A 15638-nucleotide genomic window follows, 5' to 3' on the forward strand; every position below is an offset into this window, starting at 1 on the left:
TGGACGCTGCGGAAGCGGAGGCCGGACGGGCCGTCGGGTGGTTGGCCATGACGTCTTTCCAGGGCAATGGCAGGGCGGCTTCACCGGGGTGCCGACACCCCGCGGAAGCCGTGGTTTCCCAACCATCATTGTCCGTCAGCCGTCTATTGTCTATAAAATATGTGGGTTTATTGGGCCAAAAAATTACAATTAAAACATTATTTTAATGTTGAATCTGTTCGGTGGGTCGCTGGCCATCGACAAACTGCGGCGGGCGCCGATCCCCTCCATCGTCAATCTGGCGATCGCTCTGTTCGATCTGCTGAACACCGCGCGCATCGGGGCCAAGGACTAGCCCGGATAATTCACGGGAGCTGAAGCTGGGGCGCCGTGGACGCGAGGCGGCCGCCATCGAAGGCGGCGATGACCGGCTTGCCGGCAACCGGTGACAAGCCGGGCAGAACCCCGGTACTCTCGGCCATGGCGGGCGTGAACTCCGTTGATCCGTGGTGAGACTGCTTCAGCACCAGAATCTTACACGAATTCAGTGACTTAACCTCGCGCCCGCCGCCCCAGCTTCAGCTCCCGTAAATTATCCGGGTTAGACCGAGGCAGCCCCAGGACGAAACCAAAGTCATGCGGTACCCAACCCGCGCATGAGAGCTTGCTCAACCGTCGTCTTTGGCCCCGCCTCCTGCCGTGGGCATCCACTGAGCTTCAGCGCCTGGGCATAGCCAGGGACGGTGACGCATACCGAAAAGCCTTGACTGCGAACACGAGAACAGAGGTGTCCACCGACTCGGAGGAGGCTCACCCAACGACGTACGGTTTCGTTGGAAACCTCCACACTGCATTCGGCCAGCAGCTCCTCAACGTCGTAGTAGCTCAGGTGAACCGCAGATGCAGCCAGATCATGCGTCAGATGATCGTGGGTCGAAACTGGTGGCGGGTTACGAATGCCCTGATGCGGCCATAGCAGGCGAGCCGTCACCGTTGCCGTGACAATACCCTCCGCTGTGAGCCCCGCCGATTTGACTAATTGGTACACAAAAAATCTCCCTGCGACAAATTCTCCGCAACAGGGTAGCAAACGGAAGCGCAGCACGATTTATTGTTGTGCAGTACGTGTTCAAGATATACGAATTTTAGGCGCTAGTGCGTTCAAAAACAATTAGGTACCTAATCATACAAATGTCTTTCTACTAAAGGAGAGTGCAAATGTCCTTGCGTCTTGGCTTTGGTTCGCTTGCCGTTGCCGCCGTGATCACCATCGGTGCAACCAGCGTTGCCCATGCCACGCCCGAAGTCCGCATCACCATGCAGAATCTCGGAACGACCACCATGAGCAAGACGGCGGGTTCGGGGCCGAGCGGCACCGCAATTGTGCCGCTTCCCACCTCCGTTGGTGGACTGACCACCACGGCTTCCCCAGCCCGCTATTCCGTCCCGCTCAACACAGCGGCCAACGGCGTTTTCACCTACACGGCGACGGGCGGTCACTCCTGCGGCTACAGCTATTCCCGCAGCGGCTCCTGCGTTCTGACCAGCACGACGGCCGTGCTTCAGACCGTGGGCTCCATATGTTCGACCGTGAGCAACACCGTGTCGGGCTCCGGCGATACCTGCGTCAACTCGATGACGTTCTCGCTCAAGTAACGCTTTGAACAGCCCCGGCAGCGCTGACGCACTGCCGGGGCATTTTCGGCCAGGTCGCGGGATAAAATCCGATCTCACACCATTGTAGGTTATGACCATGAAATTAACGAAGTCATTGATCGTGTGCATCGGCCTATACTTGGCCGCTTGCGTAGGCCTATCGCAAAATGCGTTTGCCGAAGAATTGTCGCCGATACTTTCCCAGAACACTGTGAGTGACGATCAGATCTCGAAATGGGTTGAAGATCACCCGGATGCTATTATAAAATCAATAAACACCTATATGGCTAAGCAACAGCCTAGCCTCACCGAATTTATTTTAAGTGCAGACCAATTGATTGATGAAAAGCATCCATCTCTTGGCGCCCCCATCAGCCAAGCAGACGTGATTATCGTCGAGTTTTCCGATTTCAACTGCCGTTATTGCAAGGAGGCCGAAGAACCCATTCATACGAAAATGGAAACGCAGAAGGGAGTTCACATCATCTATCGGGACATCAGCTTTCTCCACCCGTCGAGCGAGGGTGCGGCGTTGGCGGCAAAAGCTGCTGATTTGCAGGGGAAGTACCGTGAATTCCGTTCTGCACTGTTCGCAGCGCAGAAGCAAGCTGGGTTTACTGAGGACGATCTCAAGTCGATTGCTAGGAACATCGGCCTGGATGTAGCGAAATGGGATGCAGACCGTTCATCAGATTACTTGAAAGGCTTGATAAAAGAAGACATGGAATTGGTTTCTAAACTGAGGATCGGGGGGACGCCGTTTTTCTTTGGATGGATGCCATTGACAAAATATGCTCTCATTTCGCAGGGTGCGGTTACTGAAGAAAGTTTCGAAAGCATTTTAAATGAGCTTCGGAGCAGTAAAGCTATGTGAATCAGGTAAGCTTCAAGAGGATGATAAGTAAGCCTCTAAAAAATTACATATCTAAGGATAGAGGTCTCCAACCCTATAAAGCAAACCGTTGATTTTCTCAATACGGAGCACGATAATCATCTGCGTCGCAACATGCAGCAGGTAATTGCTGCTCCGAGCTTCCAAATCCAGGATAGGAGATGGCGATGAGCGGCGTTTCAAACAATTTCGCTTCAAGCCCTGAGTTGAGTCGTGGCGTATCGAAGCTGTATGCCCAACTCCGGGAGGATATGCAGAAAAATGGTGGGTCCGTTCGAGGAGGATTCGAAAGCGCCTTCACAAGCGCTGACGGCCTCGTGACGGTCACCTTGAGTTCGGAGGCGCTGAGCTCTTATGGCGGGAAGTCCGGTGATCTTGGGCTTCACATGAAGGTGCTCACGCGGTCTGGCACCGGCCCAGACGCTGCGACGTCCGAGAGCAATGCGATGAGTGACGCCATTCGCAATGTCGATGACGTCGCCGCTCACGAAACAGAAATACAACACAATATGGGGAAAACGGAGTTTGCGGACAACCGTGGCATAGGCAATCAAGCGCTTCCGCAGATGTCTCAAACTTTATCGGATAAAGCGGATAAACTGTTTTCAGCAGTATCCGAAGAGTCTCCTCTGAAGCAAAAACGACAGAGTTCTGCCACCTCCAACGGATCGATCATCGATATGTTGAAGGCCCGGAGCGAGGACGGTGCACGCCTTGCCGAGCATCTGAAGAAGAACCTCGATGATTCGAAGGCAAACCGCTCAGAAGGGGTAAATAATTTGGTCAATCAACCGAAGCCAGGGCAAGATAATAAGGAAATATTTAAGCCTGTTGACCTAAAGGCATAGTTCGGCAACGGCGGCGAAAGGTTTTATTAAGGCTCTGAGCCGGAGCTTGCCGATTCATCATAAAAACAACCATCATTGTTTTTGTGAAGCACTGCTATCCTCCGGCGTCGCGGTCTGAATCTAATGGCTTCGTGGTACCAGTTATCTGCAAGATGGAGTTCCAGTGGTTCAAGTGGCATGCCGAGGGGATTTTCGGATGCAGGCCATGCGGTTTGCGTGATCGCATACTGCATTTCTGTCGTGTTGACGCTTTTCCCCAGTACTGCGGCTGCGCAATTGGTGCCGTCCATGCGCTATGCTCAGACTGGTTCGGCAACCGCACCGCTTCCACTGGCAGGGCCGGAAGTGCGGCTAACGTTGCCGGAAGCCGTTTATCTGGGACTCCGCCAGAATCTCGGGGTCCGCGGTGCCTATTTGCAACGTGTTCTTGACAAGTACAACCTCCATGTTGCTGAGTCTGCGTTCGCGCCCAAGGCAAGCGTCGTTGTGTCGCTTGGCGCCGACCGCACCGGAACGAGCCTGAACGGCAGTGCCGAGTTGACGCCGACCGTCCAACTTCTCACACCACTCGGCACAATCATCAATTTCGGTTGGGACATGCGACAGGATGGCCGACGCCAGCCGGGCGGTGGCCAGCTCAAGGGACGTTCGGCCCTCACCTTCTCCTTGATTCAACCGTTGCTCAAAGGGGCGGGGTACGACGCCAACATGGCATCGATCCGCACAGCGCGACTGCAGGAGCATTACAACCAGCTTCGCCTTAAGTCGATAGTCGCGAGCACAGTGACGGACATTGCCCGCGCTTATCACCAGTTCGTGCAGACGCGCCAGCAGATCGTCCTGGCCGAAGGCGCGCTTTCGCGGGCACGTGACCTGGAAGCGACGAACCAAGCACTGATCGCATCGGGACGCATGGCAAATATTGAACTGGTGCAGGCGCAATCCACCGTGGCCGCTCAGGAGCTTGCGCTTCTCCAGGCCGAAAACGCCTTTGAAGCTGCCCGCCTTGGATTGCTGGCACTTCTAGCGCTTGATCTGAACACGCGGGTGGTGCCCGCCGACTCTTTGTCGGCCGAACCGGTACGAGTGGAACTGGATACGGTGAGGGCTCTGGCTTATGAGAACCGGCCGGATTACCTGTCTCAGCTTATCGCCATTGAAGGTGCGCGCATTGGGTTGGACGTCGCCAGGAACCAGCGGCTGTGGGATCTGTCGGCCAACGTCGGGCTGAACGTCCCTGGAGCCGACCGAACCGGATGGCGAGCCACGCGGAGCTTGCCGGACACCAAGACCGACCTGCGCACGGGCCTGCAACTCAGCATCCCCATAAACGACAAGGCGCTCAAGCAGCAAGAGGTCCAGGCCACCATCGGCTTGCGGCAGGGAGAGGTACTCCTGGATCAAATGCGCGCACAAATCGATCAGCAGGTGCGGAATGCCGTGCGCAGCGTCGATGCGGCATGGCGCCAGTACAAGCTCAGCCATCGGGTGCGCGAATTGTCAGAAAAATCCTCGGCCGGCGAAATGCTCAAGCTGCGCTCCGGGCGATCGAGCAATTTCCAGGTCGTGTCCTTCCAGGATCAACTGCGCTCTGCGGAAAACGCGGAACTTGCGGCGTTGGTGGTTTATCTCGACTCCTTGTTGATGCTTGACCTGCAACTCGGCATGACTCTCGACACCTGGGGCATTCAATTGAATGACGGCGCGCCATGAGATCTAAGCACTCCATCGTCGCGACCATGCTTGGCACCTTGGGGATCGCTGGCGGCTGTGCTCCGCCCAAGGTACTGCTGGAACCGCTCACTGCGCCGACGATGCTGCAACCGGCGAGTCCGGCGCTGCCGCGACCGACCTATGCACGACCAACCGGCGACGAGACCGCATCCATCGCGCTCGGCCAGCGTTCCGTAGAGCAGCCGGAACCAGCACTTCCGCCGCAACCTCGTCCGCCCGTTGCCTCCATCGGGCTGGAGGATTGGTTGGGCGAATGGCTGGCGACCAATCCCCGAATTCCAAACGAAGGCGACTATCGGACAAGTGGCCCGCAAGTTTTGGGCGACCACGGAGTCGTCGTTCGTCGCTTCGGCGATGTCTACCACTACCCGGACGGTTCCTGGACGCGCCGGAACGGCAATGTTTACCAGCATTCGGACGGATCCTCGGCGGTGCGGAACGGAGATGTCGTATTTCATTCTGACGGCACCTGGACACGGCGCAGCGGAGACGTGCTGCTGCGCTCCAACGGGACTTCCTGCACGCTGTCCGCTGGAGTTGCGTTCTGCCGTGGAGGGAAATAAAGCCGCATGACCATTCTCGCGCTTGATGGCATTCACAAGAGCTATGGACGCGGGCCTTCCAAAATTCAGGTCCTTCAGGACGTGTCGCTCGACATCCAACATGGTGAGATTTGCGCGATCGTAGGGCCGTCAGGATCGGGAAAGTCGACCCTGCTCACGCTCATGGGATTGCTCGACCGCCCCGACGCAGGCCGGCTCCTGTTCGAAGGAGAGGACATCGGCTGCGCAACAGCAGACCGGCTGGCCGCGTTGCGCAGCCGTCGCGTTGGGTTTGTGTTCCAATCCTTCCATCTGTTATCCCGGTTGACGGCGCTGGACAATGTCGCCCTGCCGTTCCTGTACCGTGGGCTTTCTCCGCGGTCCTGCCACGGGCGTGCTGTGGCGGCGCTGGAGCGCGTCGGACTCGGTGACCGCATCCATCATCGACCGGAAGAAATGTCGGGAGGGCAGCGCCAGCGCGTGGCGGTTGCCCGGGCCATCGTGGGCGGTCCAGCGCTGCTGTTGGCTGACGAGCCGACCGGCAACCTTGACAGCGAGTCGGCCCGACAGATCATCGATCTGTTCAACGGATTGAACGCGGACACGGGGCTGACCGTGGTGATCGTAACCCACGACCCGACCATCGCCGGATGTTGTTACCGCCGGCTGACGATGTCGGACGGGCGTCTTGTCGGCTGCCTTCCGTCCGGCCCAGAGGCCGCCGCGCGTTTATGACGGCGCCGGATGACAGAGATCGTGGCACGGAGGCGGGTGGCGGGGTTCTGCACATCCTGGTGGCCGACGCCTTCCAGAACCTTCGTGCAAAGCGGCAACGTTCGCTGCTGGCGCTGCTGGGCATCGCCATCGGCACGGCTGCGATCATCGCGATGGTCGCTATCGGTGAGAACGCGAAGCATCACTCCCTTCGCCAGTTCCAGGCGCTGGGTACAGACATTCTGGCGATCCAAAAGGATTTCGCTGCGCCGGGACTGAAGGCGGCATTGACGATTCAGGACGCCGACTCCTTGAAGTCGCTTCCGGGTGTCGAGGTAACTGTCCCGTTGGCGGTTGTTGGGGCCGAGGTCGCGTATGGCCGCAATCGCGCGTCAGCGGCCATAGCCGGCGTCACTGGTAATGTGTTTCAGTTGGCACAGCTGAAGGTGGAACGTGGACGGGTACTGACCGAATTGGATCGGCACCAGACCTTTGTAGTCCTGGGAGCGGAGGTGGCCAGACGCCTGGCTGGACAGGGCGGGGCGCTGGACATTGGTGTTCCAGTCCGAATGGGTGGGTACAACTACACGGTTATTGGGGTGCTCAAAGAGGCTTTGCCGAACCCGCTTCTTCCGGTTGACATCAACAACGCCGCCTTGGTTCCGCTTCCCGGTGTGCGGCGAGTGACAGCAACTGCCGAGATCACGAATATCTTAGTGCGCAAGACGTCCGACGCCGACAACCGAGCGATACTGCACAAAATCTCCGGCTATTTTTCTGAAGGATTGCGCGCCCGTCCTGTCATGGTCCAGGACGCCCGGCAGTTGATCTCCGCAATGGAAGACGAGATGCGGGTCCACACTCTCCTTCTTACTGCTATTGGCAGCATCTCACTGCTTGTCGGTGGTGTTGGCGTGATGAACGTCATGCTTATGAGCGTGGTCGAACGGCGGCGCGAGATTGGTATTCGGCTTGCCTTGGGCGCCCGGCCCTGCGACATCCGCACGATGTTCCTGATCGAGGCCTTGGTGCTGTCCTTCTCCGGTGGGCTCGCGGGTATCGCGTTGGGTGTTATGGCGGCAGCGCTTTACGCGTGGAACGCGTCGTGGGTCTTTGTGCCATCGCTAGTGGCCGTGCCACTGGGGGCTGGGATGTCAATCGGAGCCGGTGTGTTCTTCGGGCTGTATCCAGCAATTCAAGCGTCACGGCTCCAACCGATAGAGGCGCTGCGGAGTGATTGATTCTGCATCGTGTCGAGAAGATGATCGGAGTGCTTACTGGAGGGTGATAGTGTCTGGCAGCAATTCCCTTAACTGTGTTTCGCGGTATAGGCACCCAGCGTTGGAACTCCGTTAATGCAACGGTTAGGGATCATATGGGCGGGCAGCCTCGCTCGTTGGCGCGACCCAATCGGGAACGCTGGTTGGTTCTGTGCGGGTGCCATCACGGCTGCCCTTGCGTTGGGTGGAGGACCCATTTTCCACACAATTACTCCCGGATCATCCCCGACGGTGGCAGACGCGTTGGCTGAAATAGAGTCGCAGGGTGCGTCCCCTATGGTGCCCGCGAGGACAGCCCCGATGGTGTCGCGGCTCTCCATTGTCGGTATCATAGAGCCGGGCCGCACCATGAACGTTGTCGCCCCCTTTGCTGCCTCGGTGAAGGAGAAACAATTCGCCTATGGTCAGTTGATCGAAAAAGGTCAGGCCCTGCTGGTTTTGGACGGCCTGGATGTGGAAATGCGGCTGCGCGATGCGGAGAGTGCGTTGCTAAAAGCCGTTCAAAAATTGGAGGAGGTTAAGAATTGGGCGGGCGGCGCGGAGGTATCCCGTGCACAGCGCCAGCTCGCCAGTGCTAAGCGCGAGGCCGATCAGGCTGACCGCCGTGTGCTCGACGCCAAACCTCTTATCGAGCGGGGAGTCATTCCTAGACAGGAATATGAAGACCTGCAACGGCAGGCCGAGAGCCATACAATCAGTCTCGCGGCGGCGCGAGAGGAATTGGCCACCACGCTGAAGCGAGGTGACACCGCTGCGTGGCGCACAGCTGAGTTGGAGCACGCCAATGCCAAGGCGAAGGTCGAAGAATTGAAAGGTCAACTCGCCCGCGCGGTGGTCACGGCGCCGGTTTCCGGAGTGGTTCTGCACGCACCCTCCACGAATTCAGGATCGCCGGGGGCAACCGCCATCGAAGTCGGCAGCGCGCTATCGGGAAATCAGATTCTGTTCACAATCGCCGATTTGACCGTTTTGATGGTTTCGGTGCGCGTTGACGAAATGGACATCAACCACCTGCGCGTCGGCCAATTGGTCGACGTCAACGGTGATGCATTTTCGGAAAGCCCGCTGAAGGGACGGATTGCCTGGATAGCGCAGCAAGGAACGGTGGAGAACGGATCGGTTGCCGCGACGTTTGTCGTTCGCGTGGAGCTTCCGCCGCTGACCGAGGCTCAAAGGAGGCGCATCCGTGTAGGAATGTCCGCCAATGTGTCGATTACGGTGAACGAAAGCGAGGCAAGCGTCGTGGTGCCTCCCGAGGTTGCGTCAGGGCTTGCGCCACATTGGGATTGAGAGGTTTTCATGCCGTTGCCGGGCGGAGCGGCGGATAAGGCGGGCAACCGCTACGAACTGATGTGGGCCGTGATGTGCATGATCAAGATCATGCAGGACCGGGCGGAGCACATTCGCATTGAGCCGCCCGGTTCCGACGGCGACGGCACCGTCAAGTCCACGGTGGCGCCAGGTGGCCGACAGGTCCGCCCCAAGCTGCCGAAGCTGGCCACCCTGCTCGACGAGGCCGAGGAGGACGTGCTGGCCTTCATGACCTTTCCCAAGGAGCATCGGGCCAAGATCCACACCACCGATGAGATTGACAAGTCCCGGTATGCCTCAGTCTGCCGACAGCCTCCTGTACCCGTGAGCATGGTCTGGGCTTTTGCAAGCATCAGACCGCTTTCCGGCATTCAGGCCAAGACGTACGCCTCCGGTAAGCACCGCCTTGGCAAAGTAGGGGTCGGCGTCTGAGTTTTGCGTGGCGCGTCATCGCGCAGACACAAACCAGTTGCAAACGTCATGGCTTATCAGCGGGTCGAGGTTCTGACGGGGACGGAGCGGCGGCGAAATTACACGCCGGCGGAGAAGGCCCGGATGGTCGAGGAGGCGTTCCGCCCCGGCGTGGTGGTGACGGAAGCGGCTCGCCGGCTGGGCGTGCACGAAAGTCTGCTGTACCGCTGGCGAGGGCTGATGAAGGCGAGCGGGACCGCCGTGGCCGAACCGTCCAGCTTCGTCGCAGTGACCATCACGCCGGAGCCGACCGTAACCGAACCGCCGGTCTTGGAGCCCCCTGAACCATTGCCGCCTCCAGCGAGTCCGACCACGAGCCCGGCGATTCTCGAGGTCATCCTGCCCAGCGGGGCACGCCTGCGTCTGGAAGGGCCGGTCGATCCGGTTCCGGCGGCGGCTATCGGGTGTTTATCATGCGCCTTGGCGGCGGCGACGCCTTGGGCTACCGTGACCGGCGCCGTATTTGCCGCCCGTCACCGTGACCAGCGAGTCCGGAGGGTCGCTCACCGTGCCGACGATGGACGAGGCGGAACAACTCCTTCAACGCATCCCCGGCGGCGTCGAGCTGGTGCCCGACACCGCCTTCAAGAACGGCCCGGCGAACACCATCCGCGACGTGCTCGGCGCGGTGCCGGGCGTCATCACGCAGCCCAAGTCGAACGTCGACAACCGGGTGTCGATCCGCGGCTCCGGCCTGACGCGCAACTACGGCAACCGCGGCGTCAACCTGTACATGGACGGCATCCCGATCAACACCTCCGACGGGCTGTTCGACGTCTTCGAGATCGATCCCGGCGCCTACCGCTACGTGGAGATCTACAAGGGCGCCAACACGCTGGGCGGCGCGGTCAATTTCGTCACGCCGACCGGGCGCAACGCCGCCCGCTTCGACAGCCGCGTCGATGGCGGAAGCTTCGGCTTCCTGAAGGGGCAGACGAGCAGCGGCGGCGCGTCCGGGACCTTCGACTATTTCGCCAGCCTGTCGGCGCAGCGCGAGGACGGCTACCGCGATCACAGCGACGGCCACATGGCGCGCGGCAACGCCAACATCGGCTACCGGATCGCTCCGGAGGCCGAGACGCGCTTCTACGTGAACGCCAACACCTGGCGCCAGCGCCTGCCCGGCGAACTGACCAAGAGCGCGGCGTTGAACGCGCCCCGGTCCGCCGATCCGGACTTCGTGAGCCAGGACCAGCAGCGCAACATCGACTCCCTGCGCATCGCCAACAAGATGAGGCTGCGTTTCGAGACCACCGAGGTGGAGTTCGGCGTCTTCAGCCACCGCCGGCACGTCGATCACCCGATCTACCGCTACCTCGACTACACCGTGAACGACTATGGGGGCTTCGTCCGGGCGACGGACGAGCGGACCCTGGCCGGATTCCGCAACCGCCTCGTCGTCGGGACGACCATCATCAACGGGGCGCTCGACTACAAGGAGTTCGAGAATGTCGGCAACGCCGAGAAGGGAGCGCTCGTCTTCTCGACGCGGGACAAGGCCGAGAATTACGCGAGCCACATCGAGAACGCCGTCTACGTCCTGCCGGAGGTCGCGGTCGTCGCCGGGGTCCAGCATCTGCACGCCCGGCGCGGGGCGGTGAACCGGCGTTCGCCGCGTCGCCTCAGGCCGCCTGATCGGGCGGAGCGTGGCGGGAAAGGGCCGCCAGCAGCCTCGCCATTCCCGCATCCGCCGCGCCATGCGCCTGGGCGACCTGGCGCGAGAAGGATGGCTGGCCGATGGGCGCCGGATCGAACGCCGCCCGGTCGCCCGACGGGGCCGCTTCGTCTCCCGACCCGCTTGGCGGAGCGGCCGGTTCGCTGCCCGGCTGTCCACCGGCGGCGGGCGCCTCCGGCGTTCCGGTTCCCGGCACCCTGGTTCCGGGCACAGCAGCCCCGGGCGTGCCGGTTGCCGTGCCGCCGAACAGGCTTCCCACGCCGCCGCCGAAGCTCACCCCCGAGGACGACAGGGCCTTGGTGACGATGGCGGTGCCGCCGGTGCCCGATGTTCCCGTCGCGGCGTTGCCGGTCACGGAGCTGTCCGACGGGCTCGCGGTCGAGGGGCCGGCGATGTTGCTGATCGTGATGACGCGCCCGGTTTCGACGCTGGACGTGCCGCCGATGGCGTTCGGCGTGATGACGCGGCCGTTGCCCGCTCCGCCCTCCGAACCGCCGCCGCCGGTGATGGCGGCGGTCGTGATGACCCGCGCGGAGTTTCCGGGGCCATTGTCCGATGCGACGGAACCGACCACCGGGGGCAACGCGGTGTTCGGCGCGTCGCTGAGCACCGTGGTGGTGTTGCTTGCGGCGGCGACCGTCGCGACCCTGGCCGGCGGCGCGGGCGGCGGCGCGGGCGGGGCGTCGATGGTCAGGCGCGCCGTGGTTTCGGCGACGCCGCCCATGCCGTCGCTCACCCTCAGGGTCAGGGCATGGCTGCCGGCCGTTCCCGCGGCCGGAATGCCCGAGATGATGCCGCCTCCGCCGGGCGCCGGGGTGAAGCTCAGCCCGTCGGGCAGGCCGCTCACGCTGTAGACCAGCGTCTGACCGGCATCGCGGTCGCTGGCGAAGGCCGGAAGCGTTGCCGTGAAGTCCTGGCTGACCTCGCCCGAGGGAAGGGCCGGCGTGGCGGCAATGACCGGAGCGTCGTTGACCGACCGGACGGAGACGCCGGCTCCGGCCGTGGCGACGGCGCCCGCGTCGTCGGTCGCGGTCAGCGTGAAGGCGACGCTCTCCACCATGCCGGGGGCGTTGCGGTTCTCGGTGGGGACGAAGGTCAGGCCCCGCAGCGCGGTCTGCGCGGCGGCGGCGGTGCCGGTGAAGCTCAACCGGCCGTCGGCGGTGGTGAAGCCGCCCGCATTCTCGAAGCGGCCGGTCGCCGGCTCGTAGGCGATGCTGACCGTCACCGTTTGGCCGGTGTCGGCGTCGCTCAACGTGATGCTGCCGAAGGGCTGGACCGTCTCTTTGTCGGTGACGGTTTGTCCGGTGGCGGCCCCGCCCAGCACCGGCGCGTCGTTGAGCGAGGCGGTGGTGACGGTGGCGGTGGCGCTGGCCGATGCGGTGCCGTCCTCGACCTGGATGGCGAAGCTGGTCGTCTCGGTCTGGCCGGGCAGGACGCGGTTGGCCGCGGGGGTGAAGACCAGCCCGCGCAGCGCCGCCTGGACCTCGGCGGCGGAGCCGCTGGCCCGGTAGACGCCGCTGCCCTGGTCGGTGAAGCGGCCGAGGTTGGACAGGGCGCCCTTGGCCGCGCTGTCCAGAGTCACCGTGACGGTCAGCGTGTCGCCCGGCTGGTCGATGTCGGCGAGGCTGACCGTCGCGAAGGGCGACACCGCGGTCCGGTCGTCGGTGGTGGTGGCGCCGGCCCCGCTGACGGTGGGGGCGTCGTTGACGGCGCTGACGGTGAGGCTGGCGGTGTCGGTGGCACTGGAGAAGGCCGAGGTGCCGCCGTTGGTGGTGGTGTCGGCGGTGCTTCCGGCGGCGCCGCTGGTCTGGTCCCAGGCGCGATAGGTCAGGCTGGCGGAGGTGGCATTGCGGCCGTCGGGGACGAAGCGCAGCCGGTCGGTGGCGCGCAGCAGCAGGGCCGCGCCGGCGCTCGGCGTGCCCATGGCGGTCCAGGTGGCGCCGCCGTCCAGCGAGTACTCCCAGGCGCCGTTGCCGCTGGTCAGCCCGGTGACGGCGATGCCCTGGAGGGCGCCGCTGTCCACATCGCCGACCGACGCGCCGAGGACGGAGGCCACCGTCTGGCCGCCGTTGGCCGTGGCGTCCTCGTCGATCCCGGGCAGCACCGGGGACGCGGCGGTCAGAACCGGCGCGTCGTTGACCGCCGTGCTGACGACGGTGGTCGCGGTGGTGCCGGCCTGAGTTCCGCCCTGGCCGTTGAGCGCGGCGTCGGTGGCGGTGACGTCGAAGCGGGTGGTGACGGTCTGGCCGGAGGCGACCTGATCCCCGGTGGGCTGGAAGACGAGCTGGCGGATCGCCGCCTGGGCCGCCGCCGCGTTGGCCGCGGCGAGGCTGTAGGTGCCCGTGCCGGTCCTGACGAAGCCGGAGGCGGTCAGCGAGGCGGCGGTAAAGGTGCCATTCGCGTCGCTCGCCGTCCCGTCGCCGTCGCGCAGGGTGACCACGACGGTCTGGCCTTGGGCGGTGTCGGCGTCGCTGATCGTGTAGGACGCGAAGGGCTGCACCGTCTCCTTGTCGGTGACGGTCTGGCCGGCGGTGGCCCCGCCCAGCACCGGCGCGTCGTTGAGCGCCGTGCTGATGACCGTGGTGGAATGAACGGTCCCCGTGCCTCCCTGCCCGGACAGCGTCGCGTCGGTGACGGTGACGTCGAAGCGGGTGGTGACGGTCTGGCCGGGGACGACCTGATCCTCGGTGGGCTGGAAGACGAGCTGGCGGATCGCCGCCTGGGCCGCCGCCGCGTTGGCGGCGCTGAGGCTGTAGGTGCCCGTGCCGGTCCTGGCGAAGCCGGACGCGGTCAGCGAGGCGGCGGTGAAGGCGCCATTCGCGTCGCTTGCCGTCCCGTCGCCGTCGCGCAGGGTGACCACGACGGTCTGGCCCTGGGCGGTGTCGGCGTCGCTGATCGTGTAGGACGCGAAGGGCTGCACCGTCTCCTTGTCGGTGACCGTCTGGTCCCCCATCGGGCCGCCGTACAGGGTCGGGTCGTTGACCGCCGTGCTGACGACGGTTGTCGCGGTGGTGCCGGCCTGGGCGCCACCCTGGCCGTTGAGCGCCGCGTCGGTGACGGTGACGTCGAAGCGGGTGGTGACGGTCTGGCCGGGCACCACCTGATCCTCGGTGGGCTGGAAGACGAGCTGGCGGATCGCCGCCTGGGCCGCCGCCGCGTTGGCGGCGCTGAGGCTGTAGGTGCCTGTGCCGGTCCTGGCGAAGCCGGACGCGGTCAGCGAGGCGGCGGTGAAGGCGCCGTTGGCGTCGCTGGCCGTCCCGTTGCCGTCGCGCAGGGTGACCACGACGGTCTGGCCCTGGGCGCTGTCGGCGTCGCTGATCGTGTAGGCGGCGAAGGGCTGGACCGTCTCCTTGTCGGTGACGGTCTGGCCGGCGGTGGCCCCGCCCAGCACCGGCGCGTCGTTGAGCGAGGCGGTGGTGACGGTGGCGGTGGCGCTGGCCGATGCGGTGCCGTCCTCGACCTGGATGGCGAAGCTGGTCGTCTCGGTCTGGCCGGGCAGGACGCGGTTGGCCGCGGGGGTGAAGACCAGCCCGCGCAGCGCCGCCTGGACCTCGGCGGCGGAGCCGCTGGCCCGGTAGACGCCGCTGCCCTGGTCGGTGAAGCGGCCGAGGTTGGACAGGCTGCCCTTGGCCGCGCTGTCCAGGGTCACCGTGACGGTCAGCGTGTCGCCGGGCAGGTCGATGTCGGCGAGGCTGACCGCCGCGAAGGGCGACACCGCGGTCCGGTCGTCGGTGGTGGTGGCGCCGGCGCCGCTGACGGTGGGGGCGTCGTTGACCGGGGTGACGGTCAGGCGGGCGGTGGCGGTGCCGCTGGAGACGGCGGTGGTGCCGCCGTTGGCCGTGGTGTCGGCAACGCCGCCGTTGGTACCGCTGGTCCGGTCCCAGGCGCGCAGCGTCAGGGTCGCCGTCTCGCCGTTGCGCCCGTCGGGGACGTAGCGGACGAGGGCGTCGGCGGCGAGCAGCCGGGCGGCGCCGTCGCTGGGCGTGCCCAGGGCGGTCCAGGTCGTGCCGTCCAGCGAATACTCCCAGGTGCCGTTGCCGGTGGCGGCGGTGATCGCGACGCCGGCCAGGGCGCCCGTGTCCACATCGCCGTGGGTCAGCCCGGCGAGCAGGGCGGCGACCGTGGTGGCGGTGCTGGTCGTGTCCTCGTCGGTGGCGGTCAGGTCGACCGGGCCGCCGGACAGGGTGGGGGCGTCGTTGATCGCGGTGACGGTCAGGCTGGCGGTGTCGGTGGCGCTGGAGAAAGCCGAGGTGCCGCCGTTGGTGGTGGTGTCGGCGGTGCTCCCGGCGGCGCCGCTGGTCTGGTCCCAGGCGCGGTAGGTCAGGCTGGCGGAGGTGGCGTTGCGGCCGTCGGGGACGAAGCGCAGCCGGTCGGTGGCGCGCAGCAGCAGGGCCGCGCCGGCGCTCGGCGTGCCCATGGCGGTCCAGGTGGCGCCGCCGTCCAGCGAGTACTCCCAGGCGCCGTTGCCGCTGGTCAGCCCGGTGACGGCGATGCCCTGGAGGGCGCCGCTGTCCACATCGCCGACCGACGCGCCGA

10 protein-coding genes and 3 pseudogenes are annotated in these 15638 nt (G+C 64.0%); 12 read left to right on the forward strand and 1 reads right to left on the reverse strand.

Going from position 1 to position 15638, the window contains the following annotated elements:
• Positions 1–205: 205 nt before the first annotated feature.
• The 12 genes and pseudogenes from DXK32_RS33510 (at position 206) to DXK32_RS33160 (ending at position 11405) form a co-directional block, all read left to right on the forward strand.
• A complete protein-coding gene (locus DXK32_RS33510) occupies positions 206–334 on the forward strand; it encodes a hypothetical protein (RefSeq protein ID WP_282184593.1) in 129 nt (42 codons plus the stop codon).
• A gap of 863 nt (positions 335–1197) precedes the next feature.
• Positions 1198–1635, forward strand: a complete 438-nt coding sequence (locus DXK32_RS16900) for a hypothetical protein (protein ID WP_114859588.1) — start codon at positions 1198–1200, stop codon at positions 1633–1635.
• Positions 1636–1732: 97 nt separating this feature from the next.
• On the forward strand, positions 1733–2509 hold the full coding sequence (locus tag DXK32_RS16905; RefSeq protein ID WP_162801216.1) for a DsbA family protein: 777 nt from the start codon (positions 1733–1735) through the stop codon (positions 2507–2509).
• Positions 2510–2688: 179 nt separating this feature from the next.
• A complete protein-coding gene (locus tag DXK32_RS32205; protein WP_162801217.1) occupies positions 2689–3375 on the forward strand; it encodes a hypothetical protein in 687 nt (228 codons plus the stop codon).
• A gap of 288 nt (positions 3376–3663) precedes the next feature.
• Entirely contained in the window at positions 3664–5088 is a 1425-nt protein-coding gene (locus DXK32_RS16910; protein WP_247877200.1) for a TolC family protein, read from the forward strand.
• Positions 5085–5672, forward strand: coding sequence for a hypothetical protein (locus tag DXK32_RS32210; RefSeq protein WP_162801218.1), 588 nt, complete (start codon positions 5085–5087; stop codon positions 5670–5672). Before DXK32_RS16910 ends, DXK32_RS32210 begins: the two co-directional genes overlap by 4 nt.
• A 6-nt stretch (positions 5673–5678) precedes the next feature.
• The gene (locus tag DXK32_RS16915) at positions 5679–6386 is read left to right on the forward strand and encodes an ABC transporter ATP-binding protein (RefSeq protein ID WP_114859591.1); all 708 of its coding nucleotides are present in this window, start codon (positions 5679–5681) and stop codon (positions 6384–6386) included.
• Positions 6383–7606 carry an ABC transporter permease gene (locus DXK32_RS16920; protein WP_114859592.1) on the forward strand — a complete coding sequence of 408 codons (1224 nt, stop codon included), beginning with the start codon at positions 6383–6385 and terminating at the stop codon, positions 7604–7606. Before DXK32_RS16915 ends, DXK32_RS16920 begins: the two co-directional genes overlap by 4 nt.
• A gap of 339 nt (positions 7607–7945) precedes the next feature.
• Entirely contained in the window at positions 7946–8935 is a 990-nt protein-coding gene (locus DXK32_RS16925; RefSeq protein WP_247877201.1) for an HlyD family secretion protein, read from the forward strand.
• 163 nt (positions 8936–9098) lie between these two features.
• Positions 9099–9241, forward strand: a pseudogene (locus DXK32_RS16930) (transposase); the annotation flags it as partial.
• A gap of 195 nt (positions 9242–9436) precedes the next feature.
• Positions 9437–9808: pseudogene (gene tnpA / locus DXK32_RS33690) on the forward strand (IS66-like element accessory protein TnpA); the annotation flags it as partial.
• Between the two features lie 136 nt (positions 9809–9944).
• Positions 9945–11405, forward strand: coding sequence for a TonB-dependent receptor plug domain-containing protein (locus tag DXK32_RS33160; RefSeq protein ID WP_247877202.1), 1461 nt, complete (start codon positions 9945–9947; stop codon positions 11403–11405).
• A gap of 1255 nt (positions 11406–12660) precedes the next feature.
• Here the strand turns inward: DXK32_RS33160 and DXK32_RS33515 are convergent.
• Positions 12661–15519 (reverse strand): annotated as a pseudogene (locus tag DXK32_RS33515) (beta strand repeat-containing protein); the annotation flags it as partial.
• Positions 15520–15638 lie beyond the last annotated feature (119 nt).

This window comes from Azospirillum brasilense (genome assembly GCF_003349955.1).
GTDB classification, from domain to species: domain Bacteria; phylum Pseudomonadota; class Alphaproteobacteria; order Azospirillales; family Azospirillaceae; genus Azospirillum; species Azospirillum brasilense_B.

Bases quoted from the DNA above. Each gene is read 5' to 3' on its own strand.
- DXK32_RS33510 (WP_282184593.1), top strand. From the start codon at position 206: ATGTTGAATCTGTTCGGTGGGTCGCTGGCCATCGACAAACTGCGGCGG.
- DXK32_RS16900 (WP_114859588.1), top strand. From the start codon at position 1,198: ATGTCCTTGCGTCTTGGCTTTGGTTCGCTTGCCGTTGCCGCCGTGATC.
- DXK32_RS16905 (WP_162801216.1), top strand. From the start codon at position 1,733: ATGAAATTAACGAAGTCATTGATCGTGTGCATCGGCCTATACTTGGCC.
- DXK32_RS32205 (WP_162801217.1), top strand. From the start codon at position 2,689: ATGGCGATGAGCGGCGTTTCAAACAATTTCGCTTCAAGCCCTGAGTTG.
- DXK32_RS16910 (WP_247877200.1), top strand. From the start codon at position 3,664: ATGCGCTATGCTCAGACTGGTTCGGCAACCGCACCGCTTCCACTGGCA.
- DXK32_RS32210 (WP_162801218.1), top strand. From the start codon at position 5,085: ATGAGATCTAAGCACTCCATCGTCGCGACCATGCTTGGCACCTTGGGG.
- DXK32_RS16915 (WP_114859591.1), top strand. From the start codon at position 5,679: ATGACCATTCTCGCGCTTGATGGCATTCACAAGAGCTATGGACGCGGG.
- DXK32_RS16920 (WP_114859592.1), top strand. From the start codon at position 6,383: ATGACGGCGCCGGATGACAGAGATCGTGGCACGGAGGCGGGTGGCGGG.
- DXK32_RS16925 (WP_247877201.1), top strand. From the start codon at position 7,946: ATGGTGTCGCGGCTCTCCATTGTCGGTATCATAGAGCCGGGCCGCACC.
- DXK32_RS33160 (WP_247877202.1), top strand. From the start codon at position 9,945: ATGGACGAGGCGGAACAACTCCTTCAACGCATCCCCGGCGGCGTCGAG.